Genomic DNA, 23,575 nt, shown 5'->3' with positions numbered 1-23,575 from the left:
CCGAGGTGGCGCCTGGCTCGCCGCTTAACGCAATGCGCTTACCGCAACGCGCCTAGCCTAGCGCGACCGCGACGCGAATAGCGCGCCTGCAATCAGTGCAACGCCGCCGACGATTGCAATCGTCTGCCACGGGTTTTCACGCACGTAATCGTCGGCGTCGGAAATCGCCACTTCAGCGCGTTCGCGCATGGCGTCGCGGGTATCGTTTAAACGGTCGCGCGCGACATCGAGCTGCTTGCGCAGTTTGCTGCGCAGTGCCACGGCGTCGGCCTGGGTGCCGTCTGCCAGGGTGGATTCGAGCTCCGACATCAGCGTGCGCAATTCGCCCGCGATATCTTCGGCCGCATGGCGGCTATGGCGAGCGATACGCCGCGCACGGCGGCTGGTGGTGGTCCAGGATTCGCCGAGGGCGTCTCGCGTGTTCGGAAGTGTTGTCATGGTCGCTCCGTCGATGAGGGTGAAAAAGGTCCCACGCTGCGGCGCAGGTTCACGTTGCTACGCAGGAAACTCCATGGGAACGCAACTTCGGTGCCAAACCGCGCAGGCCCTATGCCCCGTGAAGCGAGGCCTCCATTTCCTCAGTAGATATTGCACGAGCGACCTTGATCGTGAGTCAAATTTACAAACGCGGCTGCTTGATCGGTGCGAACGCTTTGCGCGCAGCGAAGATTTGCCCGAAAGCCGGCACAAAATAAAAAACGCCGCCATTGGATGAATGACGGCGTTGTCCAAGCCACGGAAATTCGACTACCCTACCTTAACGGCCCCAATTTCGGGAGGCGTTAGAAACGGTAACCGATGTTGACGTAGGTAACGATCGGGTTCAGCTTGATCTTGGTTTGCGATTGCACATTCAACGTGCCGACCGGGGTGTTTGCGGCGGTGTTCAGCTTGGCGGTCGTGTTGAGCGGCAGGTACGAAATCGAGACGCCCGCGAACCAGTGCTGGTTGAACGCGTAGGTGAAACCCGCATTAAACACCGGCTCCCACGAACTATCCGTAGACACGCTGGTCGGACCATGCAGAACGTTCGCCTCGAATGCGCCATTGGTGATTCTTTCGTCGGTGAACCAGATGCGGCTCACACCCACGCCGAGATACGGGCGGAACGTGGCTGTCGGGGCATTGAAGTAGTACTTGAACAGCAGAGTCGGGCTCCACTGTTTGGCTTGGCCCAGCTTGCCGAATTGTTCGAGGCTGCCCGTACCGTTCAGGTCGAACGAAGGCGGGTAGCCGATCACGAATTCGGTTGCGATGTGATCGGTGATGAAGTAGCCGGCAGTCAGGCCGATGGTGTCGGCCGAACTCAGTGACGCGCCGGTGTTGGGTTCTGTGATATTGGTGGGGCTGCCGCCTATGCTTGTCACTCTCAACGGCTCGCTGCTCGATTGAGGTGCAAGATGGAACCAGCCTGTCGTGACGTAAAAGCTGCCGGCCGATTGCGCGTGCGCTGCCGTTGTCATGCAGGCTAGCGCCGCGATCCCCGTTACGGCCTGTTTTAATTTCATATGTGCTCCTCCAGAAAAGGCCCGCTCATTATGACTAGAACGTTTGAAACAAACCATACGCGGCAGCTAGAGCTTTCTCCCTAGGCTCCGTGCGGTTTCTGGCTTAGCCGCGCTGCGCCGAACCCCGGGCGCTTGCGGTTCTTCGGACCTTCGGGTATGTACCAACGCGACTATTGGATACTCCAGCATGGCACGGCTTGCACGTCTCTATGTTCCTGACCAGCCGCAGCACGTCATCCTCCGTGGACTCGATCAGCAACCCGCATTCGTCGACGACCAGGACTACGAGCTTTTCATCGACTGTTTGAAAGCGGCTTCGCGCGACCACCACTTATCCATTCACGCGTATGCGTTGATGCCGGGCGCGGTGCAACTGCTCGTCACGCCGACTGAGGAGTCGAGTCTGCCGAAGGCGATGCAGGCGGTGGGACGCCGCTACGTCGCCCACTTCAACCGGCGATACGCGCGGCGCGGCACGTTGTGGGAGGGGCGCTACCGCGCCACGGTGATCGAAGGCGAGCGCTACTTCCTGCTGGCGAGCCGCGTTGTCGAAATGTGTCCGGTACGCGCGCAACTCGTGAGCGCGCCGGAAGACTACCGCTGGTCGAGCTATCGTCACCACATCGGCTTGACGCTCGACAGCCTCATTACCGATCATCCGTTGTACTGGTCGCTCGGCAACACGCCGTTCGAACGCCAGCGCGCGTACCGCGAGCTGTGCGAGCAGCCGCTCGACGAACGCGAAGCCAGTCAGCTTCAGCAGGCCACCTTGAAAGGCTGGGTTTTGGGCAGCGATACGTATCGGGAGTGGGCGGCGCGGGCCGCCAACCGGCGTGTTTCGCCGTTGCCGCGCGGGCGGCCGCGCAAGGTACGACAAACGCCACAGACTCAATAGAGCGTTTCGCATCAAAGGGCTGCATCCGAAACGGCATCTTCGCATGCCGTTTTCTTTTGCACCTTTTTGATATGGCACCAATAAATAATAGCCGCGATGCACCAACTTGATAATTGGGGATCGACCATCACGTTTTATTTGCTATTCCGTTGATTCGTCGCGTATATTCCGAATTCCGGCGTTTTTGGTACGCGCAAAGTCAAGCGTACGGCGTCGCCGACGCGGTTGCGGTGCGCACTGCGGCAATAGAAAAACGGTTTAACGGCCTGTCCGGCCCCTCACAGACGGTGTCCCCATGAACGACCACCAGCAACCGACTCACCCGGTTCCCGCCGCGCAAGGTCTGTACGACCCGCAAAACGAACATGACGCCTGCGGCGTCGGCTTCGTCGCTCACATCAAGGGCAAGAAAAGCCACGAGATCATTCAGCAAGGCCTGAAGATTCTCGAGAACCTCGACCACCGGGGCGCCGTCGGCGCCGATCCGCTGATGGGTGACGGCGCGGGCATCCTGATCCAGATTCCGGACGGTTTCTATCGTGAGGAAATGGCCAAGCAGGGCGTGGTGCTGCCGCCGAATGGCGAATACGGCGTCGGCATGGTCTTCCTGCCGAAGGAGCACGCATCGCGTCTCGCCTGCGAACAGGAACTGGAACGTACGGTGAAAGCCGAAGGCCAGGTCGTGCTGGGCTGGCGCGATGTGCCGGTCGACCACACCATGCCGATTTCGCCCACCGTCAAGGCGAGCGAGCCGCTGATCCGCCAGATTTTCATCGGCCGCGGCAAGGACATCATGGTGACCGACGCGCTCGAGCGGAAGCTGTACGTGATCCGCAAGACCGCGAGCCACCGCATCCAGGCGCTCAAACTCAAGCACGGCAAGGAATACTTCGTGCCGTCATGCTCGGCGCGCACGGTCGTCTATAAGGGGCTGCTGCTGGCAGGCCAGGTCGGCGTGTATTACCGCGACCTGCAGGACGACCGCACGGTGTCGGCGCTGGCGCTGGTGCACCAGCGCTTCTCGACCAACACGTTCCCGGCGTGGGAACTGGCTCACCCGTACCGCATGATCGCCCACAACGGCGAAATCAACACGGTGAAGGGCAACGTCAACTGGCTAAACGCCCGCACCGGGGCGATTGCCTCGCATGTGCTCGGCGACGATCTGCCGAAGCTGTGGCCGCTGATCTATCCGGGTCAATCCGACACGGCATCGTTCGACAACTGTCTCGAACTGCTGGTGATGGCCGGCTACCCGCTCGTCCACGCAATGATGATGATGATCCCGGAAGCCTGGGAACAGCACACGCTGATGGACGACAATCGCCGCGCGTTCTACGAATACCACGCCGCGATGATGGAGCCGTGGGACGGCCCCGCTGCGATCGCCTTCACCGACGGCCGTCAGATCGGCGCCACGCTCGACCGTAACGGTCTGCGTCCGGCGCGCTACATCGTCACCGACGACGACCTCGTGATCATGGCGTCGGAAGCGGGCACGTTGCCGATTCCCGAATCGAAGATCGTCAAGAAATGGCGTCTGCAGCCGGGCAAGATGTTCCTGATCGACATGGAACACGGCCGCATCATCGACGACAAGGAACTGAAGGACAACCTCGCGAACGCCAAGCCGTACAAGAGCTGGATCGACGCCGTGCGTATCAAGCTCGACGAAATCGAGCCGAAGGCCGAAGACGTCGCGACGGAACGCCGCGAACCCGCTGCCTTGCTGGATCGTCAGCAGGCGTTCGGCTACACGCAGGAAGACCTCAAGTTCCTGATGGCGCCGATGGCGCAAGCCGGTGAAGAAGCCGTCGGTTCGATGGGCAACGACTCGCCGCTGGCGGTCATGTCCAACAAGAACAAGACGCTCTATCACTACTTCAAGCAGTTGTTCGCGCAAGTCACGAACCCGCCGATCGACCCGATCCGTGAAAACATGGTGATGTCGCTGGTGTCGTTCGTCGGTCCGAAGCCGAACCTGCTGGACACGAACAACATCAACCCGCCGATGCGTCTCGAAGTGTCGCAGCCGGTGCTCGACTTCAAGGACATCGCCAAGATCCGCGCGATCGATCAGTACACGGGCGGCAAGTTCAGCTCGTACGAACTGAACATCTGCTATCCGGTGGCGTGGGGCAAGGAAGGCATCGAAGCGCGCCTCGCCTCGCTGTGCGCGGAAGCTGTCGATGCGGTCAAGTCCGGCTACAACATGCTGATCGTGTCGGACCGCAAGACCGACCGCGACAACGTCGCGATTCCAGCGCTGCTGGCCACCGCCGCGATCCACACGCACCTCGTTCAGCACGGTCTGCGCACGAGCGCGGGCCTGGTCGTGGAAACCGGCTCGGCGCGTGAAACGCACCACTTCGCGTTGCTCGCGGGCTACGGCGCGGAAGCCGTGCATCCGTACCTCGCGATGGAAACGCTCGGCCAGCTCGCAGCGGGCCTGAAGGGTGACCTGTCGCCGGAAAAGGCGGTCTACAACTTCACCAAGGCAGTCGGCAAGGGCCTGCAGAAGGTCATGTCGAAGATGGGCATTTCGACCTATATGTCGTACACCGGCGCGCAGATTTTCGAAGCCGTCGGTCTCGCTGAAGACCTGGTGCAGAAGTACTTCAAGGGCACCTCGTCGAAGGTCGGCGGCATCGGCCTGTTCGACGTCGCGGAAGAAGCAATCCGTCTGCATCGCGACGCGTTCGGCGACAACCCGGTGCTCGCGAACATGCTCGACGCGGGCGGCGAGTACGCCTATCGCGTGCGCGGCGAAGAACACATGTGGACGCCGGATGCGATCGCCAAGCTGCAACACTCGGCACGCAGCAACTCGTATCAGACGTACAAGGAATACGCGCATCTGATCAACGATCAGACCAAGCGCCACATGACGTTCCGCGGTCTGTTCGAATTCAAGTTCGATCCGACCAAGGCGATCCCGCTCGACGAAGTCGAATCGGCGAAAGATATCGTCAAGCGTTTCGCCACCGGCGCCATGTCGCTGGGTTCGATCTCGACCGAGGCTCACGCCACGCTGGCTGTCGCGATGAACCGCATCGGCGGCAAGTCGAACACGGGCGAAGGCGGCGAGGACGTCAACCGTTACCGCAACGAACTGCGCGGCATTCCGATCAAGAACGGCGACACCATGAAGTCGGTGATCGGCGATGAAGTGATCGTCGACATTCCGCTGAAGGACGGCGATTCGCTGCGCTCGAAGATCAAGCAGGTGGCGTCGGGCCGTTTCGGCGTGACGGCGGAATACCTGGCGTCGGCTGATCAGATTCAGATCAAGATGGCGCAGGGCGCGAAGCCGGGCGAAGGCGGTCAGTTGCCGGGCCACAAGGTCTCGGAATACATCGGCAAGCTGCGTTACTCGGTGCCGGGCGTCGGCCTGATTTCGCCGCCGCCGCACCACGACATCTACTCGATCGAAGATCTGGCGCAGCTGATTCACGACCTGAAGAACGCCAACTCGGCGGCGAGCATTTCGGTGAAGCTGGTGTCGGAATCGGGCGTCGGGACGGTGGCAGCGGGTGTCGCCAAGGCGAAGGCCGATCACGTTGTGATCGCCGGCCATGACGGCGGCACGGGTGCATCGCCGCTGTCGTCGGTGAAGCATGCCGGCACGCCGTGGGAACTGGGTCTGGCTGAAACGCAGCAGACGCTGGTGCTGAACCAGCTGCGCGGCCGTATCCGCGTGCAGGCCGACGGTCAGATGAAGACCGGGCGCGACGTCGTGATCGGCGCGCTGCTCGGCGCGGACGAATTCGGCTTCGCGACGGCGCCGCTCGTCGTCGAAGGCTGCATCATGATGCGCAAGTGCCACCTGAACACCTGCCCGGTCGGCGTTGCGACGCAAGACCCGGTGCTGCGTGCGAAATTCCAGGGCCAGCCGGAACACGTCGTCAACTTCTTCTTCTTCGTTGCGGAAGAAGCACGCGAAATCATGGCGCAACTGGGCATCCGCAAGTTCGACGACCTGATCGGCCACGCCGAACTGCTCGACATGAAGAAGGGCGTGGAACACTGGAAGGCGAAGGGTCTCGACTTCTCGCGCGTGTTCTATCAGCCGCAGGTTTCGGCAGACGTGGCGAAGAAGCACGTCGACGTGCAGGACCACGGGCTGGAGAAAGCGCTCGATCACACGCTGATCGAGAAGGCGAAGGTCGCGATCGAGAAGGGCGAGCACGTCTCGTTCATCCAGCCGGTGCGCAACGTGAACCGTACGGTCGGCGCGATGCTGTCCGGCACGATCGCGAAGAAGTACGGCCACGACGGCCTGCCCGACGACACCATTCACATCCAGCTGAAGGGCACCGCGGGTCAGAGTTTCGGCGCGTTCCTCGCGAGAGGCATCACGCTGGATCTGGTCGGCGACGGCAACGACTACGTTGGCAAGGGCCTGTCGGGCGGGCGCATCATCATCCGTCCTACGAATGATTTCCGCGGCAAGTCGGAAGAGAACATCATCTGCGGCAACACGGTGATGTATGGCGCGATCGAAGGCGAAGCGTTCTTCCGCGGTGTCGCAGGCGAGCGTTTCTGCGTGCGTAACTCGGGCGCGACGGCGGTTGTCGAAGGCACGGGCGACCACGGTTGCGAATACATGACGGGTGGCACGGTAATCGTGCTCGGCGAAACGGGCCGTAACTTCGCGGCCGGTATGTCGGGTGGCATTGCCTATGTGTTCGATCCGGACAGCACGTTCGCGGGCAAGTGCAACAAGTCGATGGTCGTGCTCGATCCGGTCTTGCAACAGGCCGAACAGGAACGCACGGTCGACAAGGGCTTGTGGCACAGCGGCACGACCGACGAAGCCCTGCTCAAGGGTCTCATCGAACGTCACTTCCAGTTCACGGGTTCGCCGCGTGCAAAGGCGCTGCTCGAAAACTGGGATGCGTCGCGCCGTCAATTCGTGAAGGTGTTCCCGACCGAATACAAGCGCGCGCTGGGCGAGATGGCAGCGAAGAAGGCGAACAAGGAAGTGCTCGCCGCCTGACGTGTCGCAGAGTCGCTTCGCTGGCCGTCAGCGCAAAAGACGTCACATTTAGCCGTACCTGCCGCCGCTCGATAGTTCGAGGCGCGGCGGGTGTAGATCACCTCACCTGATACAGATAGAGAAGAGAACCACATGGGCAAGGCAACCGGTTTTCTCGAGTTCGAGCGCCGCCACGAGGCGTACGAAGCTCCGCTCACGCGTGTGAAGCACTACAAGGAATTCGTCGCGGCACTGACCGACGACGAAGCCAAGATTCAAGGCGCGCGTTGCATGGACTGCGGCATTCCGTTCTGCAACAACGGCTGCCCGGTGAACAACATCATTCCGGACTTCAACGACCTGGTGTTCCATCAGGACTGGAAGAACGCGATTGAAGTGCTGCACTCGACCAACAACTTCCCCGAGTTCACGGGCCGCATCTGCCCGGCGCCGTGCGAAGCGGCGTGCACGCTCGGCATCAACGACGACCCGGTCGGCATCAAGTCGATCGAACACGCGATTATCGACAAGGCCTGGGCGGAAGGCTGGGTTGCACCGCAGCCGCCAAAGCACAAGACCGGCAAGAAGGTCGCGGTGGTCGGCTCTGGCCCCGCCGGTTTGGCTGTCGCGCAGCAACTCGGGCGCGCGGGGCACGATGTGACTGTGTTCGAAAAGAACGACCGCATCGGTGGTTTGCTGCGTTACGGCATTCCTGACTTCAAGCTGGAAAAGTGGCTGATCGATCGCCGCATGCGCCAGATGGAAGCCGAAGGCGTGACGTTCCGCGCCAACGTGTTTGTCGGCCGCGCGGATTCGCTACCGGGACACATCGGCAACACGGCGAAGGAAACCATCACGCCGGCTGAACTGAAAGAACAGTTCGACGCCGTGGTGATCGCCGGCGGTTCGGAAACGCCGCGCGATCTGCCGGTGCCGGGTCGCGAGCTGGAAGGCATCCACTACGCGATGGAATTCCTGCCGCAGCAGAACAAGGTCAACGCCGGCGACAAGGTCGCGAACCAGTTGCTTGCCAAGGGCAAGCACGTGGTCGTGATCGGTGGCGGCGATACGGGTTCGGACTGCGTGGGTACGTCGAATCGTCATGGAGCGAAGAGCGTCACGCAATTCGAACTGCTGCCGCAACCGCCGGAAGAAGAGAACAAGCCTTTGGTATGGCCGTACTGGCCGATCAAGCTGCGCACATCGTCGTCGCATGACGAAGGCTGCTCGCGCGATTGGGCGGTTGCGACCAAGCGTCTCGAAGGCAAGAACGGCAAGGTCGAGAAGCTGATTGCCGCGCGCGTCGAATGGAAGGACGGCAAGATGCAGGAAGTGCCGAACTCCGAGTTCGAAATGAAGGCCGATCTGGTGCTGCTGGCCATGGGTTTCACGCAGCCGGTCTCGCCGGTGCTCGAAGCGTTCGGCGTCGACAAGGATGCGCGCGGCAACGTGCGTGCGTCGACCGAAGGCGACAAGGCGTACTACACGTCGGTGGACAAGGTGTTCACCGCCGGCGACATGCGCCGTGGCCAGTCGCTGGTGGTGTGGGCGATCCGCGAAGGCCGTCAGTGCGCACGCTCGGTCGATGCGTTCCTGATGGGTCATTCGGAACTGCCGCGCTAAGCGTCTCCGGCCAGTTTTCGCCCTTAAGTCGGTGCGGAAACTGGCCACTGCATGCAGGAAGAGGTGGAGACGACAAGGCGGTACATAAGCGGTACACCAAAGCGCTGGCGCGCTTCGTCGTCGGCGCCGCGTGCATGCAGCATCAAGGCGGTGCGCGGCGCGGCGATGCGTCGTGCCAGTGCCGCGCCAATACCCGAGCCCGCGCCGGTGATCAACACGACGCGATCGCGATCAACGTTACTCATGCCGCTCATGCGGCGACCGGTTCGCCCGAGCGCTCGACCTCGAGCGTTTCGCCATGGAACGCCGCCAGCGATTCGCGATGCGCAACGCTGACGATCGCCGCCTTCGGCAGCCGTTCGGTGAACAGGTGATAGAGACGTGCTTCGTTCACTGAATCGAGCGCGCTGGTCGCTTCGTCGAGAAACAGGTAGTCCGGCTTGTGCAGCAAGACGCGCGCGCCGGCGAGACGCTGTTGTTCGCCCGGCGAGAGAATGCGGGTCCAGTGCCCCGATTCCTGCAGACGGTCGGCGTACTCCGACAGGTGACAGGTGACGAGCGCTTCGCGGCATTCGTCATCGGTGTAGACGTCGCCAGCGGACGGATAGGTGAGCGCGGCTTTCAGCGTGCCGATCGGCATGTAGCTGACCTGCGGGATGAACATCATGCGTGCGTTGACCGGGGCGTCGATCGAACCGTCGCCGAACGGCCACAAGCCGGCGAGCGCGCGCATCAGCGTACTCTTGCCCGAACCGGACGGACCACGTACCAGCCAGCGTGAGCCAGGCTTGATCGCGATATCGCGAATGCGCGACAGCGGGTTGCCGTTCGGCAACGCAAGCTGGAGGCCTTCGGTGGAGAGCTTGTCCTCGTCGACGAAATGCAGGTTGATGCCGCCATGCGCGGTAGCCGGCGACACCGATTCCTTTAGGCGCGGCGCATGCACAATGCGCTTGAATTCACGCAGCCGGTTCACGGTAGCGCGCCATTCGACCAAGGTGCCGTAACTGTTGATGAACCACGAAAACGAATCGCTGACGGTGCCGAACGCGCTCGAAATCTGCATCAGCACGCCGAACGTGAAAGCGCCCGCGAAGTAGCGGGGCGCCGCGACTACCAGCGGAAAGATGATCGCGATCTGGCCGTAGAAACTCAGCACGAAAGTAAGCCGCTTGGTGTACTTCATCACCTGCCACCAGTTGTCGCGGATGCGGCCGAACAGCGAGCGTGCGTTCGTCTTCTCGGTTTCCATGCCGTTGTAGAAGGCAATCTGCTCGGCGTTTTCACGCAGACGGATCAGGCCGAAACGGAAATCCGCCTCGACTTTCTGCGCCTGGTAGTTGATCGACACGAGCGGATGGCCGACCTTCTGGATGATCAACGAGCCGACCACCGCGTAAAGCGCAGCGGCCCACACCATGTAGCCGGGAATCTGCACCGGCATGCCGCCGAGCGAGACGGTCAGCGCACCCGCCAGCGACCACAGGATCGTGATGAACGACACCAGCGTGACGACCGTGGACAGCAGATCGAGCGTTAGCGTGAGCGTGCTGGTGGCGAAGGATTGCAGGTCGTCGCTGATCCGCTGGTCGGGGTTGTCGGTGAGCCGGTCGCGTTCGATCCGGTAGAAGGCGCTGTCGTGCAGCCACTCGTTCAGGTAGCGTGTGGTCAGCCACTGACGCCAGCGGAAGCCGAGCATCTGGCGCAGATAGCGGCCATACACCGCGAGGATGATGAAGCCGAACGCGAGCCCCGAGAACACCATCAGCAGGTGCGGGAAGTCGTGCACGTTTTTGGTTTGCAGCGCGTTGTAGAAGTCGGCGCTCCAGCGGTTCAGGCGCACGTTGATCCACACGACGAGCAGATTCATCACGATGATCGTAATGAGGAGCGCCCACGCCGTGTTCCGTTCTTCGGAGACCCAGTAGGGTTTGATCAGGCTCCAGGCGGAGACTTTTTCGTCCGGCGGCAGCGCGCGGCTGGAAGAGGTATTCGGTGTCATGAGCATCCTGATGTAGTGCTGGCCCATCAAGGCTGGCCTTTTCAGGCCGGCCCACGGCGGGTTTGCGGTGCATGCCCCAGACGTCGTGCTCGACGAACGCACGACCGGGTGGGCGTCCGATTCTGGCGCCAAGCCCTTAAGCGAAAATTAATTTCCGCCCTTCGCTCGGGCGGCGAAGCGGGGCGCCGGTGCCTGGCTCCTGCGACATCCGCTTGTGGCATTGTGCCAGAGCGCTGCCATCGGCCGCAGCGATGAACTGAAAGACGGTGCCGGATCAGCAGCATGAGACGGCACAGGCCAAGGGTTTGCGGGCCCCGCGCCTTTTATGGTCTAATGACCTTCGACGAAACAGGGGTGCTTTGCACACAGGCTGCATGATTTTCATGCAGCGGCTGCAAGGCTGAGAGAGACCCTTTGCACCCGATCCGGGTAATACCGGCGCGGGAAGTTTCCGGAAGCAGCCAGTCTTCCATTCCCCGCCGGGCGGCGTCCGTCATTTGGACGCGCGTGTCGCCCGGCCGGCCTCACCCGCCGGTTTCGTCCTGGGTACGTGCGTATGTTGACCGTACGGAAAGGACTCGATGACCGCCTATTCTTCAGATATGTGTTTTGCTCTTCGCCACGCTTTCGTCGGCTATGTCGGCGCGTCGTGCTGCTTTAGCCTTGCTGGCCGTTGTGACACGGAGTGCGCGCGATGAATCGTCCTGCTCAACCCGATTTCGCAGTGCTCGGCGGCGGGCTTTGCGGGCGTCTGGTCGCATGGCGTCTCGCCGGCCAGGGGCATCGCGTGGCGCTTTACGAGCGTGGTGATGCAGCGGGTACGCAGTCCGCCGCGTGGGTCGCCGCTGCGATGCTGGCGCCGCTTGCCGAAGCCGCCAGTGCGGAACTGCTGATCACGCGTCTCGGCGCGAGTTCGCTCGACACCTGGCCGCTAGTGCTGGCCGAATTGCCCGAACCGGTGTTTTTCCAGCGCAATGGCACGCTGGTCGTATGGCATCACGCCGACCGCACTGAAGCACCGCTGTTCGAACGCCGTGTGCGCTCAAATGCCCCAGCCGAACTGCTCGACGGCGGTTTCGTGGCGCTTGCGGGTGCTCAGGTCGGAGCCGCCGAGCCCGCACTCGCGGGCCGCTTCAATCAGGGCTGGCTGCTGCCGCGCGAAGGCCAACTGGACAACCGGCAGGTGCTTGCCGCGCTCGCTGCAGGCCTCGCCCAGCGCGGCGTCGAGACGCACTGGAACACCCCGGTCGACGACCATGCGCTGCCGCCGGCGCGTGTCACGATCGACTGCCGGGGTTTGGGCGCGAAGCCGGTGCTGCCCACGCTGCGCGGCATTCGCGGCGAAGTCGCAAGGGTGCATGCGCCCGGTATCAAACTGACGCGGCCGGTGCGGCTGCTGCATCCGCGCTATCCGCTCTACATCGCGCCGAAGCAGGACGATCTCTACGTGATCGGCGCAACCGAAGTAGAAGGTGAGGACATGTCGCCGGTCAGCGTGCGCTCGGCGCTCGAACTGCTGAGCGCGGCGTTTTCCGTGCACCCCGGTTTCGGCGAGGCACGCATCCTCGAACTGAATTCGCAGTGCCGCCCGACTTTGCCGGACCACCGTCCAGCTTTGCTGTGGGATGGCGCGCAGACGTTGCGCGTGAACGGCCTGTACCGGCACGGCTACATGATCGTGCCCGAAGTCGCCGACGAAGCCGCGCGCTTCGCCGCGGCGCTCCTCGACGGCCGCATTGGCGACGCCGACGCGTTCGTCGACTGGCAAAGTGCGGCGCGCTGGAGCGAGCTGTTTCAACTGGATTCCACGCGGGAGCCGGCATGAGCGTTGCACGACAGTTTGTGAACAACAGCGGCATACAAGCGAATGCCACGCCGTTTCCGCCCTCGATTGAAGCGTATTCGAACACCATGGACATTCACATCAATCAGAAGCCGTTGTCGCTGCCCGAAGGCGCGACTGTCGCCGATGCGCTCGTCGCGTACGGCGCGCGTCCGCCGTTCGCGGTCGCATTGAACGGCGATTTCGTCGCGCGCACCCAGCATGCGGCGCGCGCGCTGCAGCCGGGCGACAAGCTCGATGTCGTGCAACCCGTGGCCGGCGGCTAAGACCCGCGCCACGCATTGCCGGAGACCAGCATTATGCAAATGACTTCCCCCCGAACCGCCGACGCGCTCACGCTCTACGGCGAAACCTTCGCGAGCCGCGTGTTGCTCGGCACCTCGCGCTATCCGTCGCTGCAATCGCTGTCGGATTCGATCGACGCCGCGCGGCCCGGCATGGTGACCGTCGCGCTGCGCCGGCAGATGAACGAAGGCGGCGCCGAAGCCGGCTTCTTCGATCTGCTCAAGCGCCACGGCGTGCCGCTGTTGCCGAATACGGCCGGCTGCCTGACCGTCGGCGAGGCGGTGACGACCGCGCATATGGCGCGCGAAATTTTCGACACCGAGTGGATCAAGCTCGAACTGATCGGCGACGACTACACGTTGCAGCCCGACCCGATTGGCCTGATCGAAGCGGCTGCGCAACTCATCAAGGACGGCTTCAAGGTGCTGCCGTATTGCACCGAAGATCTGGTGATCGGCCGCCGTCTGCTGGATGCGGGCTGCGAGGCGCTGATGCCGTGGGGCGCGCCGATCGGCACCGGCAAGGGCGTGATCAATCCGTATGGCCTGCGGGTACTGCGCGAGCGGCTGCCGGATGTGCCGTTGATCGTCGATGCAGGGCTCGGCGTGCCGTCGCACGCCGCGCAGGTGATGGAGTGGGGCTTCGACGGCGTGCTGCTGAACACCGCCGTTTCGCAGGCCACGCATCCCGATGCGATGGCGCGCGCCTTCGCGCTGGGCGTCGACGCGGGGCGCCAGGCGTTTCTGGCGGGGCCGATGGCCGAACGCGAAAGTGCGCACGCGAGCACGCCGGTGGTCGGCATGCCGTTCTGGCACCAGGACGGGAGCGGCGCATGACGCAAACTTTGCCTTTGACCCAACGCGACCTCTTCTGGCCGCCCGCCGACGAACTCACCGAAGCCACCGAGCGGATCCGCGCCCGCCTGGGCGAGTGGCCGCCGACGCACGCGCCGTGGCGCATCTGCCTGACCGCGCCCGACGAGCCCGATGGCCGCGACCTGATCATCGTCGCCGACGCGCAGCAGCATGGCGAGCAGATAGCGCGCTGGCAAGTGCAAGGCGCCGGCGTGATCGTCGCTGCGGAGAACAAGGCCGCGTTGCATCTGGGCGGCGAAAAATACCGTCTGGAAGGTCATCTGCCTGAAGACTGGATTCCCGCGCTGGCCGCGTTTCTGGACTGCGGTTTCGATCCACACGACGCGCTGGTCCTGGCGCTCGCGTGGCGCGACGGCGACGAAACCAAAGCGGACGACGCATTTCCGGCCAATATCGCGCGCTTCCCGCGTCTTGCGGGGCTGCCTGCCGCACCCGCGCAGGCGTTCGCGCGTTGTCCCGAGCGGCTCGGTCTTTACCCGGTTCTGCCGACCGCGGAATGGGTCGAGCGGGTGGTGGCTTTCGGCGTGAAAACGGTCCAGTTGCGCCGCAAATTGGCCGAACCCGCCGACGAACTGAAGCGGGAAATCGCCCGCTGTGTCGCTGCGGGCCGGCAGCACGACGCTCAGGTTTTCATCAACGATCACTGGCAAGCTGCGCTGCAAGCGGGCGCTTATGGCGTCCACCTCGGGCAGGAAGACCTGCATACCGCCGACCTGTCCGCGCTTGCTGCGGCAGGCATCCGGCTCGGCTTGTCGACGCACGGTTTCTACGAAATCCTGAAGGCACTGCACTTCCGGCCCAGCTACATTGCGTTGGGCGCGGTATTCCCGACCACCACCAAGGCCATGCCGACCGCGCCGCAAGGCCTCAAGCGTCTGGCACGGTATGTGCGGATGCTTGACGGCGTCGTGCCGCTGGTCGCGATTGGCGGGATCGACATGCAGGTATTGCCGGACGTGCTGGCGACGGGCGTGGGCTGTGCCGCCGTAGTGCGCGCCGTGACCGAGGCCGCTGACCCGGCTGCCGCGGTTTCTGCGCTGCAACATGCGTTTACGCAATAATCGTCACGTTCCATAAAGAGACGGGGACCCTCACGGCAACTTTTGCATGATGGCCCTATAATTCGGCCTTCCGTGTAAAAGGACTGTCAGTTTCGTGTCTTCCTCCCCCGAGACCCTACTTGAGCTGCGCGACGTCGACTTCGGTTATGGCGACCGGCTCGTCCTGTCGAACCTGAATTTGCGCTTCAAGCGTGGCCAGGTCGTCGCGGTCATGGGCGGCTCGGGTTGCGGCAAGACCACGGTGCTGCGTTTGATCGGCGGTCTGGTGCGCGCCCAGCGCGGCGAGGTCCTGTTTCAAGGCCAGGACATCGGCGCGCAAACGCGCGACGGCCTGTACGCGCTGCGCCGCAAAATGGGCATGCTGTTCCAGTTCGGGGCGCTGTTCACCGACATGTCGGTGTTCGAAAACGTCGCTTTCGCGCTGCGCGAGCATACCGAGCTCCCCGAGGAACTGATCCGCGACCTCGTGTTGATGAAGCTCAACGCGGTGGGCCTGCGCGGCGCGCGCGATCTGCTGCCGTCGGAGATTTCCGGCGGGATGGCGCGGCGCGTGGCGTTGGCCCGCGCGATTGCACTCGACCCCGAGCTGATGATGTACGACGAGCCGTTCGCCGGCCTCGATCCGATCTCGCTCGGCATCACCGCGAACCTGATTCGCGCGCTGAATCAGGCACTTGGCGCCACGTCCATCCTGGTCACGCACGACGTGCCGGAGTCGTTCGCGATTGCCGATTACGTCTATTTCGTCGCCAACGGCGGGGTTCACGCCGAAGGTACGCCGGCTGAGCTGCGCGCGTCGACCGATCCCACGGTGCGCCAGTTCATCGACGGCGCGCCGGACGGGCCGTTCAAGTTCCACTATTCCAGCAAGACGCCGCTCGCGGCGGACTTCGGCATCGGCGGAGGTCATTCATGATCAGTTCGATCGGCCGCTCGGTACTCGACGGGCTGGGCACGGCCGGCTACGCCACGCGTTTCTTCTTCCGGCTGCTGCTCGAATTTTTCCCGCTGCTGCGCCGGCCGCGTCTTGTCACGAAGCAGATCCACTTCGTGGGCAATTATTCGTTGGTGATCATCGCCGTGTCGGGGTTGTTCGTCGGCTTCGTGCTCGGCTTGCAGGGCTACTACACGCTGAACCGCTACGGCTCCGAACAGGCGCTGGGGCTGCTGGTCGCGCTTTCGCTGGTGCGCGAACTCGGCCCGGTGGTCACGGCACTCCTGTTCGCAGGCCGCGCCGGCACGTCGCTCACCGCCGAAATCGGCTTGATGAAGGCAGGCGAACAGTTGACCGCGATGGAAATGATGGCGGTGGATCCGGTCAAGGTGGTGGTGGCGCCGCGCTTGTGGGCGGGCATCATTTCCATGCCGATTCTGGCCGCCATTTTTAGCGCGGTCGGCGTGTTCGGCGGTTATGTGGTGGGTGTGCTGCTGATTGGCGTCGATTCCGGTGCGTTCTGGTCGCAGATGCAAAGCGGCGTCGATGTCTGGCGCGATGTCGGCGCCGGGGTCGTCAAGAGTGTGGTGTTCGGCCTCGCCGTAACGTTCATTGCGCTGTTTCAGGGCTATGAAGCCAAACCGACGCCGGAAGGCGTGTCGCGCGCCACGACCAAGACGGTCGTGTACGCGTCGCTTGCGGTGCTCGGCCTCGATTTTCTGCTGACCGCGTTAATGTTCAGCTAAGACTGCGCTGCACGTATCCTTTCAACGGGCGCGCCTCGGGTTGCGCGTGACGGGAGCGGGAGCAGTGTGGCGGATTCACTTTGGGATGACGATGAAAAAGACTGCTCTCGACTTCTGGGTCGGCCTGTTCGTGGTGCTGGGTTTCGTGGCGTTGCTGTTTCTCGCGCTGAAGGCCGGCAACATGAGCTCGTTGTCGTTTCAGGCAACGTACCCGGTCAAGCTCAAGTTCGACAATATTGGCGGGCTGAAGGCGCGCGCGCCGGTGAAGAGCGCGGGTGTGACGGTCGGGCGGGTTGCGTCGATCGGCTTTGACAATAACGCGTATCAGGCCGTCGTCACGATCGATATCGACAAGCAATACCCGTTTCCGAAAGACACCTCGGCGAAAATCCTGACCTCGGGTCTGCTCGGCGAGCAATACATCGGGCTCGAGCCCGGTGGGGACAGCGAGATGCTTAAAGCGGGTGACACGATTTCGATGACACAATCCGCGATCGTGCTGGAAAACCTGATCGGACAATTCCTGTATAGCAAGGCCGCGGACTCGGGTGCATCCAAGCCGGCCCCGGGTTCGGCCGCGCCCGCACCCGCGGCACCGGCTCTGCCTGCGTCCGGCGCAGCCGGTCAATAAGGAGAACAAAAATGCAGACCATACGCAAAAGGGGCGTGTTCACCGTCCAGATAGCGACGTTCGCGCTGGCGGCTGCCGCGCTCGCGGCCTGCACGACCGTGCAGACGCCGACCAAGGGCGACCCGATCGAGGGCTTCAACCGCACAATCTTCACCGTAAACGACAAGCTCGACCAATACGCGCTGAAGCCAGTCGCGAGGGGCTACGTCTGGGCGACGCCGCAGCCGGTGCGTGAAAGCGTCACCAACTTCTTCTCGAACATCGGCGACGTCTACATCGCGGCGAACAATTTGCTGCAATTGAAGATTACCGATGGCGTCGAAGACATCATGCGGATCGTGATCAACACGGTGTTCGGTGTCGGCGGTCTGTTCGACGTGGCGACGCTCGCCAAGCTGCCCAAGCACGACAACGACTTCGGCCTGACGCTCGGCCATTACGGCGTGCCGGCGGGCCCGTATCTCGTGCTGCCGCTGTTCGGGCCGAGCACGGTGCGCGACGCGGTCGGCTCGCTCGGCAACTATTATGTGAACCCGCTCAGCTACATCAATCCGCCGGGCCTGAGCTGGGCGCTGTATGGGCTGAACGTGGTCAACACGCGCGCGAATCTGCTGAACGCGAGCGACGTGCTGGAAGGCGCCGCGCTCGACAAGTACTCGTTCGTGCGCAATGCGTATCTGCAGCGTCGCCAATACTTGCTGTCGGACGGCAAGCAGGCGCAGGCGCTGCCGAACTACGGCGACGAAGCACCGCTGCCGAAGTACGACGACGTGGACGGCGCTGCGGCGGCTGCACCGGCTGGCGCCGAGACCGGCACGGCGGCTGCGCCGGAAGCCGCCTCTGGCAGCGTCCAAACGCCGCCGCTCGACCTGAACGGCGGACCGGAAACCACGCAGATTCCGGCTGGCCAACTGGTCCCACCGTCGCGTTTCAACTTCCCCTCATTCAAATTGCGTTGATCGTACAGCCGTAACACCTCGAAACGACTCTCGCAGTTTGCGCATGGATTGTTGCTGAACTCGCGTGCTAATGTCGGCTCAAACGGTTGCACTAATTTTAAGGCAAGGCTCGATATGAAAAAATTCTTCCTGATTCCGTTGTTCGCTGCGTTGTTTTCGTTCCTCAGTGCCGGTGCGTCGGCACAAACGGTGGACAGCAGTTCGCCGGACACCTTGATCAAGACGGTTACCCAGCAGGTGATCGACGCGGTGCGCGCCGATAAGTCGATCCAGCAAGGCGACCTCTCGCACATCACGGCGCTCGTCAACGAAAAGATCCTGCCGTACACCGATTTCCGTCGTACCACGCAACTCGCGATGGGCCGCAACTGGCGCACCGCGACGCCTGAGCAGCAAAACCAGGTGGTCGACCAGTTCAAGATGCTGCTGATTCGCACGTACTCGGGCGCACTTGCGCAAGTGCGCGACCAGCAGATCCAGTACAAGCCGTTCCGCATGAATCCGGGCGATACCGATACGGTAGTGCGCTCGGTGGTGATGAACAACGGTTCGCCGATCGAACTCGACTATCGTCTGTACAAGACGGCGCAAGGCTGGCGCGTGTATGACATCAACGTGCTCGGCGCATGGCTGATTCAGGCATATCAGCAGCAGTTCAACGAGCAGATCCAGCAGAAGGGCGTGGAAGGACTGATCCAGTTCCTCACGCAGCGCAATCAGCAACTGGCTGCGGGCAAGCAGTCGTGAGCGAAGTGCTGAACGCCGTCGCAAGCTGCTTCGAAAGCGGCGCGACACTGACCCACGCGAGCGCAAAAACCGCGCTCGCGGCGGGTTTGCAGCGTATCGCTGCGGGCGCGAACGGTGTGGATTGCGCACCGCTCGCGCAATTCGATTCGTCCGCGCTAGCCGTCCTGCTCGCGTGGGTGCGTGCCGCCCGGGCACGCGGCGTCACGTTTGAGATCGTCAACCTGCCAGCTGGCCTCGCCAGCCTCGCGCAAGCCTACGGCGTCGACACCCTTCTGCCGGCGCGACATTGACGCTCCAGTAGCGTCGCTTCCAATCCCCCCGGCAGACTCGGGGCCGCGGATTTTTGCCCTATAATCAAACGTTTTTTGGGGCACCATAACCGGCCCCAATTCCGTTTCTCCCAGCTTGTTGCGCCCCCTCAGGGCTCCTTTAGGCGCCGCTGCACGCGGCCCACAGTCATGTCAGCCATAGAAATTCGTAACGTCAAGAAGCGCTACAAGGACTTGCAGGCGCTCAAGGGCGTCAGCCTCGCAGTGGAAGAAGGCGAGTTCTTCGGACTGCTCGGTCCGAACGGCGCGGGCAAGACTACGCTCATCAGCATCCTCGCCGGTCTCGCGCGCGCCGATGAAGGCAGCATCGCGGTGCGCGGACATGACGTAGTCAGCGATTTCCGCGACGCGCGCCGCGCGCTCGGCGTGGTGCCGCAAGAGCTCGTGTTCGATCCGTTCTTCACCGTGCGCGAAACCCTGCGTATTCAATCCGGCTACTACGGCCTGCGCAATAACGACGCGTGGATCGACGAAATCATGGCCAATCTCGACCTCACCGACAAAGCCGACGCCAACATGCGCGCGCTGTCGGGCGGCATGAAGCGCCGCGTGCTGGTCGCGCAGGCGCTGGTGCACCGGCCGCCGGTGATCGTGCTGGACGAACCGACTGCCGGCGTCGACGTCGAGTTGCGTCAAACCTTGTGGAAATTCATCTCGCGCCTGAATCGCGAAGGCCACACGATCGTACTGACCACGCATTATCTGGAAGAAGCCGAATCGCTGTGCGACCGCATTGCGATGTTGCGGCGAGGCGAAGTGGTCGCGCTCGAGCGCACCAGCACGCTGCTGCAGCGCTTTGCCGGCACGCAGTTGTTCCTGCGCTTCACGCAAGGCGTGTTGCCGGTTGAGTTGCGTCCGCTCGAAGTGGAAAGCGGCGTGGGCAACGGCAGTGGCCGGCAGCATCTGTTACGGCTTGCTAGCTATGACGACGTCGAGCGGATTCTTGCGCAGTGCCGTTCAGCGGGCTGTACATTCGAAGAAATCGAGGTCCGCAAAGCCGACCTCGAAGATGTGTTCGTTCAGGTGATGAACGGTCCGGAAGTGATCGAGGGGCTCGCATGAGCGGCTACAGTGGTTTCAGCACGCTGTTTTACAAGGAAATCCTGCGTTTCTGGAAGGTGTCGTTCCAGACCGTGCTGGCGCCGGTCATCACCGCGCTGCTTTATTTGACGATTTTCGGCCACGCGTTGCGCGGTCACGTGGAGGTCTATCCGGGCGTCGAATACACAAGTTTCCTGATTCCGGGTCTCGTGATGATGAGCGTGTTGCAGAATGCGTTTGCGAATAGTTCGTCGTCGCTGATTCAGTCCAAGATCACTGGAAACCTGGTGTTCGTGCTGCTGCCGCCGCTGTCGCACTATGAGATGTTCGGCGCCTATGTGCTCGCTGCTGTCGCTCGCGGGTTGGCGGTCGGCTTCGGCGTGTTCATCGTGACAATCTGGTTCGTGCCGATCAGCTTCAGCGGGCCGCTGTACATCATCGTGTTCGCGATTTTCGGCGCGGCGATCCTCGGCACGCTCGGTTTGATCGCCGGGATCTGGGCCGAAAAGTTCGATCAGCTTGCTGCGTTTCAAAACTTTCTGATTATGCCGCTCACGTTCCTTTCGGGCGTGTTCTACTCGACGCATACGCTGCCACCGGTGTGGCGCGAAGTGTCGCGGCTCAATCCTTTCTTCTACATGATCGACGGCTTTCGCTACGGTTTCTTCGGGATGTCGGATATCAATCCGCTCGTGAGCCTCGCGATCGTTGCCGGTTTCTTTGTGGTGCTGGCCGTGGTGGCGATGCGCATGCTCGCCTCCGGCTACAAACTGCGCCACTGATCAGGAGCTTCTCTCATGTTGCCGACTCCCGAACAGGTCAAGCAATACATTGCGGCTGGGCTCGCTTGCCAGCATCTCGAAGTCGAAGGCGACGGTCAGCATTTCTTTGCGACCATCGTTTCGCCGAGCTTCGAAGGCAAGCGGCTGATTCAGCGCCATCAACTCGTGTACGCGGCGCTCGGCGACCGCATGCGCGAAGAAATCCACGCGCTCAGCATGAAGACGCTGACGCCCGCCGAATGGCAGACCGCGTAATCTGGAAATTTAGTGCGAATTACTCAAGAAGGGCGCGACGCCGGTAGCGGCGCGTCGAACACAAGCAAAGCAGACCCGGCCGAAGTCCGGGTCAATCAGGAACTGACAGGCATGGATAAACTCGTCATTGAAGGTGGCTACCCGCTGTCGGGTGAAGTTGTCGTCTCAGGTGCGAAGAATGCGGCGTTGCCGATCCTGTGCGCGGGTCTGCTCAGCGCGGAGCCGGTGCATCTGGACAACGTGCCCGATCTGCAGGACGTACGCACGATGCTCAAGCTGCTTGGCCAGATGGGCGTGCGCATCGAGAGCGGCGAGGGGCGCGTGACGCTGGACGCATCGAACGTCGACAATCTCGTCGCACCGTACGAAATGGTGAAGACGATGCGTGCGTCGATCCTTGTGCTCGGCCCGCTGGTCGCGCGCTTCGGTCACGCTCGCGTATCGCTGCCGGGCGGCTGCGCGATCGGCGCGCGTCCGGTGGATCAGCACATCAAGGGTTTGCAGGCGATGGGCGCCGAGATCACGATCGAGCACGGCTTTATCGAAGCCCGCGCGAAGCGTCTGAAGGGCGCGCGCATCGTGACCGACATGATCACCGTCACCGGCACGGAAAACCTGCTGATGGCAGCGGTGTTGGCCGAAGGCGAGACGGTGATCGAGAACGCGGCACGCGAGCCGGAAGTCGGCGACCTTGCGCATCTGCTGGTCGAGATGGGCGCGAAGATCGAAGGCATCGGCACGGATCGTCTGGTGATCCAGGGTGTCGACAAGCTGCATGGCGCGAAGCACACGGTGATCCCGGATCGGATCGAAGCCGGCACGTTCCTGTGCGCGGTCGCTGCCGCCGGTGGCGATGTCACGCTGCGTAAGGTGCGTCCGCTGATCCTCGAAGCCGTGACCGAAAAGCTGCGCGAAGCCGGCGTCATGATCGAAGAAGGTGACGACTGGATGCGCGTGCGCATGGACAAGCGTCCGAGCGCCGTCACCTTCCGCACCTCGGAATACCCGGCGTTCCCGACCGACATGCAGGCGCAGTTCATGGCGCTGAATACGCTCGCGGACGGCACCTCGCAAGTTGTCGAGACGATCTTCGAGAACCGCTTCATGCACGTGCAGGAATTGAACCGCCTGGGCGCGAACATCACGATCGACGGCAACACCGCGCTCGTGACCGGCGTCGAAAAGCTCTCCGGCGCGAAAGTGATGGCGACTGATCTGCGCGCGTCGGCGAGTCTCGTGATCGCCGCGTTGCGCGCCGAAGGCGAAACGCTGATCGACCGTATCTATCACCTGGATCGCGGTTACGACCGGATGGAGACCAAGCTCAACGCCATCGGCGCCAGGGTGCGCCGCATCCCCGGGAGCCAGGCATGAGTTCGATGCCGCAAACGTCGTCGTCGCCGGCCGTGAGCGCACCGCTTACGCTGGCTTTGTCGAAAGGGCGTATCTTCGAAGAGACGCTGCCGCTGCTCGCCGCGGCCGGCATTGAAGTCGCCGAAGACCCGGAAACCTCGCGCAAGCTGATTCTGCCGACTACCGACGCGAACGTCCGCGTGATCATCGTGCGCGCGACCGACGTGCCCACCTATGTCGAATACGGCGCAGCCGACTTCGGCGTGGCAGGCAAAGACGTGCTGCTCGAACACGGCGGCAGCGGGCTGTATCAGCCGGTCGACCTGGATATCGCGCGCTGCCGGATGTCGGTCGCGGTGGCGGCCGGTTTCGACTACGCGAACGCGGTGCGTCAAGGCGCGCGCCTGCGCGTGGCGACCAAGTATGTGGAAACCGCGCGTGAGCATTTTGCCGCCAAGGGCGTGCATGTCGACCTCATCAAGCTATACGGTTCGATGGAATTGGCGCCGCTGGTTGGCCTCGCCGACGCGATCGTCGACCTGGTGAGCTCGGGCAATACCTTGCGCGCGAACAATCTTGTCGAGGTGGAGGAGATCATGCAGATTTCGTCGCGCCTCGTTGTGAACCAGGCGGCGCTGAAGCTCAAGCGCGCCGCGCTGCGGCCGATTCTCGATGCGTTCGAACGCGCCTCGAAGGCCGGTGCTGCGGCGGCCTGAACAGTTTGACCA

21 protein-coding genes, 1 pseudogene and 1 riboswitch are annotated in these 23,575 nt (G+C 62.7%); of the genes and pseudogenes, 18 read left to right on the top strand and 4 right to left on the bottom strand.

Going from position 1 to position 23,575, the window contains the following annotated elements; all coding sequences use genetic code 11:
• Window positions 1-57: 57 nt before the first annotated feature.
• Together ACAX43_RS27810 and ACAX43_RS27805 are read right to left on the bottom strand one after the other, a co-directional pair.
• The gene (locus tag ACAX43_RS27810; RefSeq protein ID WP_370711607.1) at window positions 58-438 is read right to left on the bottom strand and encodes a YqjD family protein; all 381 of its coding nucleotides are present in this window, start codon (window positions 436-438) and stop codon (window positions 58-60) included.
• A 344-nt stretch (window positions 439-782) separates the two neighbouring features.
• Window positions 783-1,508, bottom strand: coding sequence for an OmpW family protein (locus ACAX43_RS27805; RefSeq protein WP_370711606.1), 726 nt, complete (start codon window positions 1,506-1,508; stop codon window positions 783-785).
• A gap of 187 nt (window positions 1,509-1,695) precedes the next feature.
• On the opposite strand from ACAX43_RS27805, the gene ACAX43_RS27800 reads away from it, so the two are divergent.
• The 3 genes from ACAX43_RS27800 (at window position 1,696) to ACAX43_RS27790 (ending at window position 9,004) form a co-directional block, all read left to right on the top strand.
• Window positions 1,696-2,403, top strand: a complete 708-nt coding sequence (locus tag ACAX43_RS27800) for a transposase (protein WP_370711605.1) — start codon at window positions 1,696-1,698, stop codon at window positions 2,401-2,403.
• Between the two features lie 295 nt (window positions 2,404-2,698).
• Complete coding sequence (locus ACAX43_RS27795; protein ID WP_370711604.1) at window positions 2,699-7,402, top strand: glutamate synthase-related protein; 4,704 nt, start codon at window positions 2,699-2,701, stop codon at window positions 7,400-7,402.
• A gap of 132 nt (window positions 7,403-7,534) precedes the next feature.
• The gene (locus ACAX43_RS27790) at window positions 7,535-9,004 is read left to right on the top strand and encodes a glutamate synthase subunit beta (RefSeq protein ID WP_370711603.1); all 1,470 of its coding nucleotides are present in this window, start codon (window positions 7,535-7,537) and stop codon (window positions 9,002-9,004) included.
• A gap of 101 nt (window positions 9,005-9,105) precedes the next feature.
• On the opposite strand, the pseudogene ACAX43_RS27785 reads toward ACAX43_RS27790, so the two are convergent.
• Window positions 9,106-9,258: pseudogene (locus tag ACAX43_RS27785) on the bottom strand (short-chain dehydrogenase); the annotation flags it as partial.
• A complete protein-coding gene (locus tag ACAX43_RS27780) occupies window positions 9,255-11,006 on the bottom strand; it encodes an ABC transporter ATP-binding protein/permease (RefSeq protein ID WP_370711602.1) in 1,752 nt (583 codons plus the stop codon). The pseudogene ACAX43_RS27785 and the gene ACAX43_RS27780, both read right to left, overlap by 4 nt.
• 340 nt (window positions 11,007-11,346) lie before the next feature.
• A riboswitch (TPP riboswitch) is annotated at window positions 11,347-11,470 on the top strand.
• Window positions 11,471-11,700: 230 nt separating this feature from the next.
• Between ACAX43_RS27780 and ACAX43_RS27775 the strand changes: the two genes are divergently transcribed.
• The 15 genes from ACAX43_RS27775 to hisG all read left to right on the top strand — a co-directional run bounded on the left by ACAX43_RS27775 (window position 11,701) and on the right by hisG (window position 23,563).
• Entirely contained in the window at window positions 11,701-12,831 is a 1,131-nt protein-coding gene (locus ACAX43_RS27775; RefSeq protein WP_370711601.1) for an FAD-dependent oxidoreductase, read from the top strand.
• Window positions 12,832-12,917: 86 nt separating this feature from the next.
• Window positions 12,918-13,115: a sulfur carrier protein ThiS gene (gene thiS, locus ACAX43_RS27770; protein ID WP_370711642.1), complete on the top strand. Its 198-nt coding sequence runs from the start codon at window positions 12,918-12,920 to the stop codon at window positions 13,113-13,115.
• 39 nt (window positions 13,116-13,154) lie between these two features.
• The gene (locus ACAX43_RS27765) at window positions 13,155-13,970 is read left to right on the top strand and encodes a thiazole synthase (protein WP_370711600.1); all 816 of its coding nucleotides are present in this window, start codon (window positions 13,155-13,157) and stop codon (window positions 13,968-13,970) included.
• Window positions 13,967-15,070 (top strand): thiamine phosphate synthase, encoded by a 1,104-nt coding sequence (thiE, locus tag ACAX43_RS27760; protein WP_370711599.1) that lies wholly within the window; start codon window positions 13,967-13,969, stop codon window positions 15,068-15,070. Before ACAX43_RS27765 ends, thiE begins: the two co-directional genes overlap by 4 nt.
• Window positions 15,071-15,164: 94 nt before the next feature.
• Window positions 15,165-15,986, top strand: a complete 822-nt coding sequence (locus ACAX43_RS27755) for an ABC transporter ATP-binding protein (RefSeq protein WP_370711598.1) — start codon at window positions 15,165-15,167, stop codon at window positions 15,984-15,986.
• A complete protein-coding gene (gene mlaE, locus ACAX43_RS27750; RefSeq protein WP_370711597.1) occupies window positions 15,983-16,750 on the top strand; it encodes a lipid asymmetry maintenance ABC transporter permease subunit MlaE in 768 nt (255 codons plus the stop codon). The genes ACAX43_RS27755 and mlaE overlap by 4 nt, the downstream gene beginning before the upstream one ends.
• 91 nt (window positions 16,751-16,841) lie before the next feature.
• Window positions 16,842-17,381, top strand: coding sequence for an outer membrane lipid asymmetry maintenance protein MlaD (mlaD, locus tag ACAX43_RS27745; protein WP_370711596.1), 540 nt, complete (start codon window positions 16,842-16,844; stop codon window positions 17,379-17,381).
• Between the two features lie 11 nt (window positions 17,382-17,392).
• The gene (locus ACAX43_RS27740) at window positions 17,393-18,340 is read left to right on the top strand and encodes a VacJ family lipoprotein (RefSeq protein WP_370711595.1); all 948 of its coding nucleotides are present in this window, start codon (window positions 17,393-17,395) and stop codon (window positions 18,338-18,340) included.
• 114 nt (window positions 18,341-18,454) lie between these two features.
• Window positions 18,455-19,087 (top strand): phospholipid-binding protein MlaC, encoded by a 633-nt coding sequence (locus tag ACAX43_RS27735; RefSeq protein WP_370711594.1) that lies wholly within the window; start codon window positions 18,455-18,457, stop codon window positions 19,085-19,087.
• Entirely contained in the window at window positions 19,084-19,377 is a 294-nt protein-coding gene (locus ACAX43_RS27730) for a lipid asymmetry maintenance protein MlaB (RefSeq protein ID WP_370711593.1), read from the top strand. Before ACAX43_RS27735 ends, ACAX43_RS27730 begins: the two co-directional genes overlap by 4 nt.
• A 168-nt stretch (window positions 19,378-19,545) precedes the next feature.
• Entirely contained in the window at window positions 19,546-20,478 is a 933-nt protein-coding gene (locus tag ACAX43_RS27725; protein ID WP_370711592.1) for an ABC transporter ATP-binding protein, read from the top strand.
• Window positions 20,475-21,239: an ABC transporter permease gene (locus ACAX43_RS27720; protein WP_370711591.1), complete on the top strand. Its 765-nt coding sequence runs from the start codon at window positions 20,475-20,477 to the stop codon at window positions 21,237-21,239. The genes ACAX43_RS27725 and ACAX43_RS27720 overlap by 4 nt, the downstream gene beginning before the upstream one ends.
• Window positions 21,240-21,254: 15 nt before the next feature.
• Window positions 21,255-21,494, top strand: a complete 240-nt coding sequence (locus tag ACAX43_RS27715; protein ID WP_063497505.1) for a BolA family protein — start codon at window positions 21,255-21,257, stop codon at window positions 21,492-21,494.
• 18 nt (window positions 21,495-21,512) lie between these two features.
• Window positions 21,513-22,868: a UDP-N-acetylglucosamine 1-carboxyvinyltransferase gene (murA, locus tag ACAX43_RS27710; RefSeq protein WP_370711641.1), complete on the top strand. Its 1,356-nt coding sequence runs from the start codon at window positions 21,513-21,515 to the stop codon at window positions 22,866-22,868.
• Window positions 22,865-23,563, top strand: coding sequence for an ATP phosphoribosyltransferase (gene hisG / locus ACAX43_RS27705; protein WP_370711590.1), 699 nt, complete (start codon window positions 22,865-22,867; stop codon window positions 23,561-23,563). The genes murA and hisG overlap by 4 nt, the downstream gene beginning before the upstream one ends.
• Window positions 23,564-23,575 lie beyond the last annotated feature (12 nt).

It is taken from the genome of Paraburkholderia sp. IW21 (genome assembly GCF_041321145.1).
Taxonomy (GTDB): domain Bacteria; phylum Pseudomonadota; class Gammaproteobacteria; order Burkholderiales; family Burkholderiaceae; genus Paraburkholderia.
Note: the sequence above shows the minus strand (reverse complement) of the source record. Positions and strands in the feature narration are given on the sequence as shown.

Excerpts from the sequence above, each read along its gene's own strand:
- ACAX43_RS27810 (WP_370711607.1), bottom strand. The coding sequence starts at position 438 with ATGACAACACTTCCGAACACGCGAGACGCCCTCGGCGAATCCTGGACC.
- ACAX43_RS27805 (WP_370711606.1), bottom strand. The coding sequence starts at position 1,508 with ATGAAATTAAAACAGGCCGTAACGGGGATCGCGGCGCTAGCCTGCATG.
- ACAX43_RS27800 (WP_370711605.1), top strand. The coding sequence starts at position 1,696 with ATGGCACGGCTTGCACGTCTCTATGTTCCTGACCAGCCGCAGCACGTC.
- ACAX43_RS27795 (WP_370711604.1), top strand. The coding sequence starts at position 2,699 with ATGAACGACCACCAGCAACCGACTCACCCGGTTCCCGCCGCGCAAGGT.
- ACAX43_RS27790 (WP_370711603.1), top strand. The coding sequence starts at position 7,535 with ATGGGCAAGGCAACCGGTTTTCTCGAGTTCGAGCGCCGCCACGAGGCG.
- ACAX43_RS27780 (WP_370711602.1), bottom strand. The coding sequence starts at position 11,006 with ATGACACCGAATACCTCTTCCAGCCGCGCGCTGCCGCCGGACGAAAAA.
- ACAX43_RS27775 (WP_370711601.1), top strand. The coding sequence starts at position 11,701 with ATGAATCGTCCTGCTCAACCCGATTTCGCAGTGCTCGGCGGCGGGCTT.
- thiS (WP_370711642.1), top strand. The coding sequence starts at position 12,918 with ATGGACATTCACATCAATCAGAAGCCGTTGTCGCTGCCCGAAGGCGCG.
- ACAX43_RS27765 (WP_370711600.1), top strand. The coding sequence starts at position 13,155 with ATGACTTCCCCCCGAACCGCCGACGCGCTCACGCTCTACGGCGAAACC.
- thiE (WP_370711599.1), top strand. The coding sequence starts at position 13,967 with ATGACGCAAACTTTGCCTTTGACCCAACGCGACCTCTTCTGGCCGCCC.
- mlaE (WP_370711597.1), top strand. The coding sequence starts at position 15,983 with ATGATCAGTTCGATCGGCCGCTCGGTACTCGACGGGCTGGGCACGGCC.
- mlaD (WP_370711596.1), top strand. The coding sequence starts at position 16,842 with ATGAAAAAGACTGCTCTCGACTTCTGGGTCGGCCTGTTCGTGGTGCTG.
- ACAX43_RS27740 (WP_370711595.1), top strand. The coding sequence starts at position 17,393 with ATGCAGACCATACGCAAAAGGGGCGTGTTCACCGTCCAGATAGCGACG.
- ACAX43_RS27735 (WP_370711594.1), top strand. The coding sequence starts at position 18,455 with ATGAAAAAATTCTTCCTGATTCCGTTGTTCGCTGCGTTGTTTTCGTTC.
- ACAX43_RS27725 (WP_370711592.1), top strand. The coding sequence starts at position 19,546 with ATGTCAGCCATAGAAATTCGTAACGTCAAGAAGCGCTACAAGGACTTG.
- ACAX43_RS27720 (WP_370711591.1), top strand. The coding sequence starts at position 20,475 with ATGAGCGGCTACAGTGGTTTCAGCACGCTGTTTTACAAGGAAATCCTG.
- ACAX43_RS27715 (WP_063497505.1), top strand. The coding sequence starts at position 21,255 with ATGTTGCCGACTCCCGAACAGGTCAAGCAATACATTGCGGCTGGGCTC.
- hisG (WP_370711590.1), top strand. The coding sequence starts at position 22,865 with ATGAGTTCGATGCCGCAAACGTCGTCGTCGCCGGCCGTGAGCGCACCG.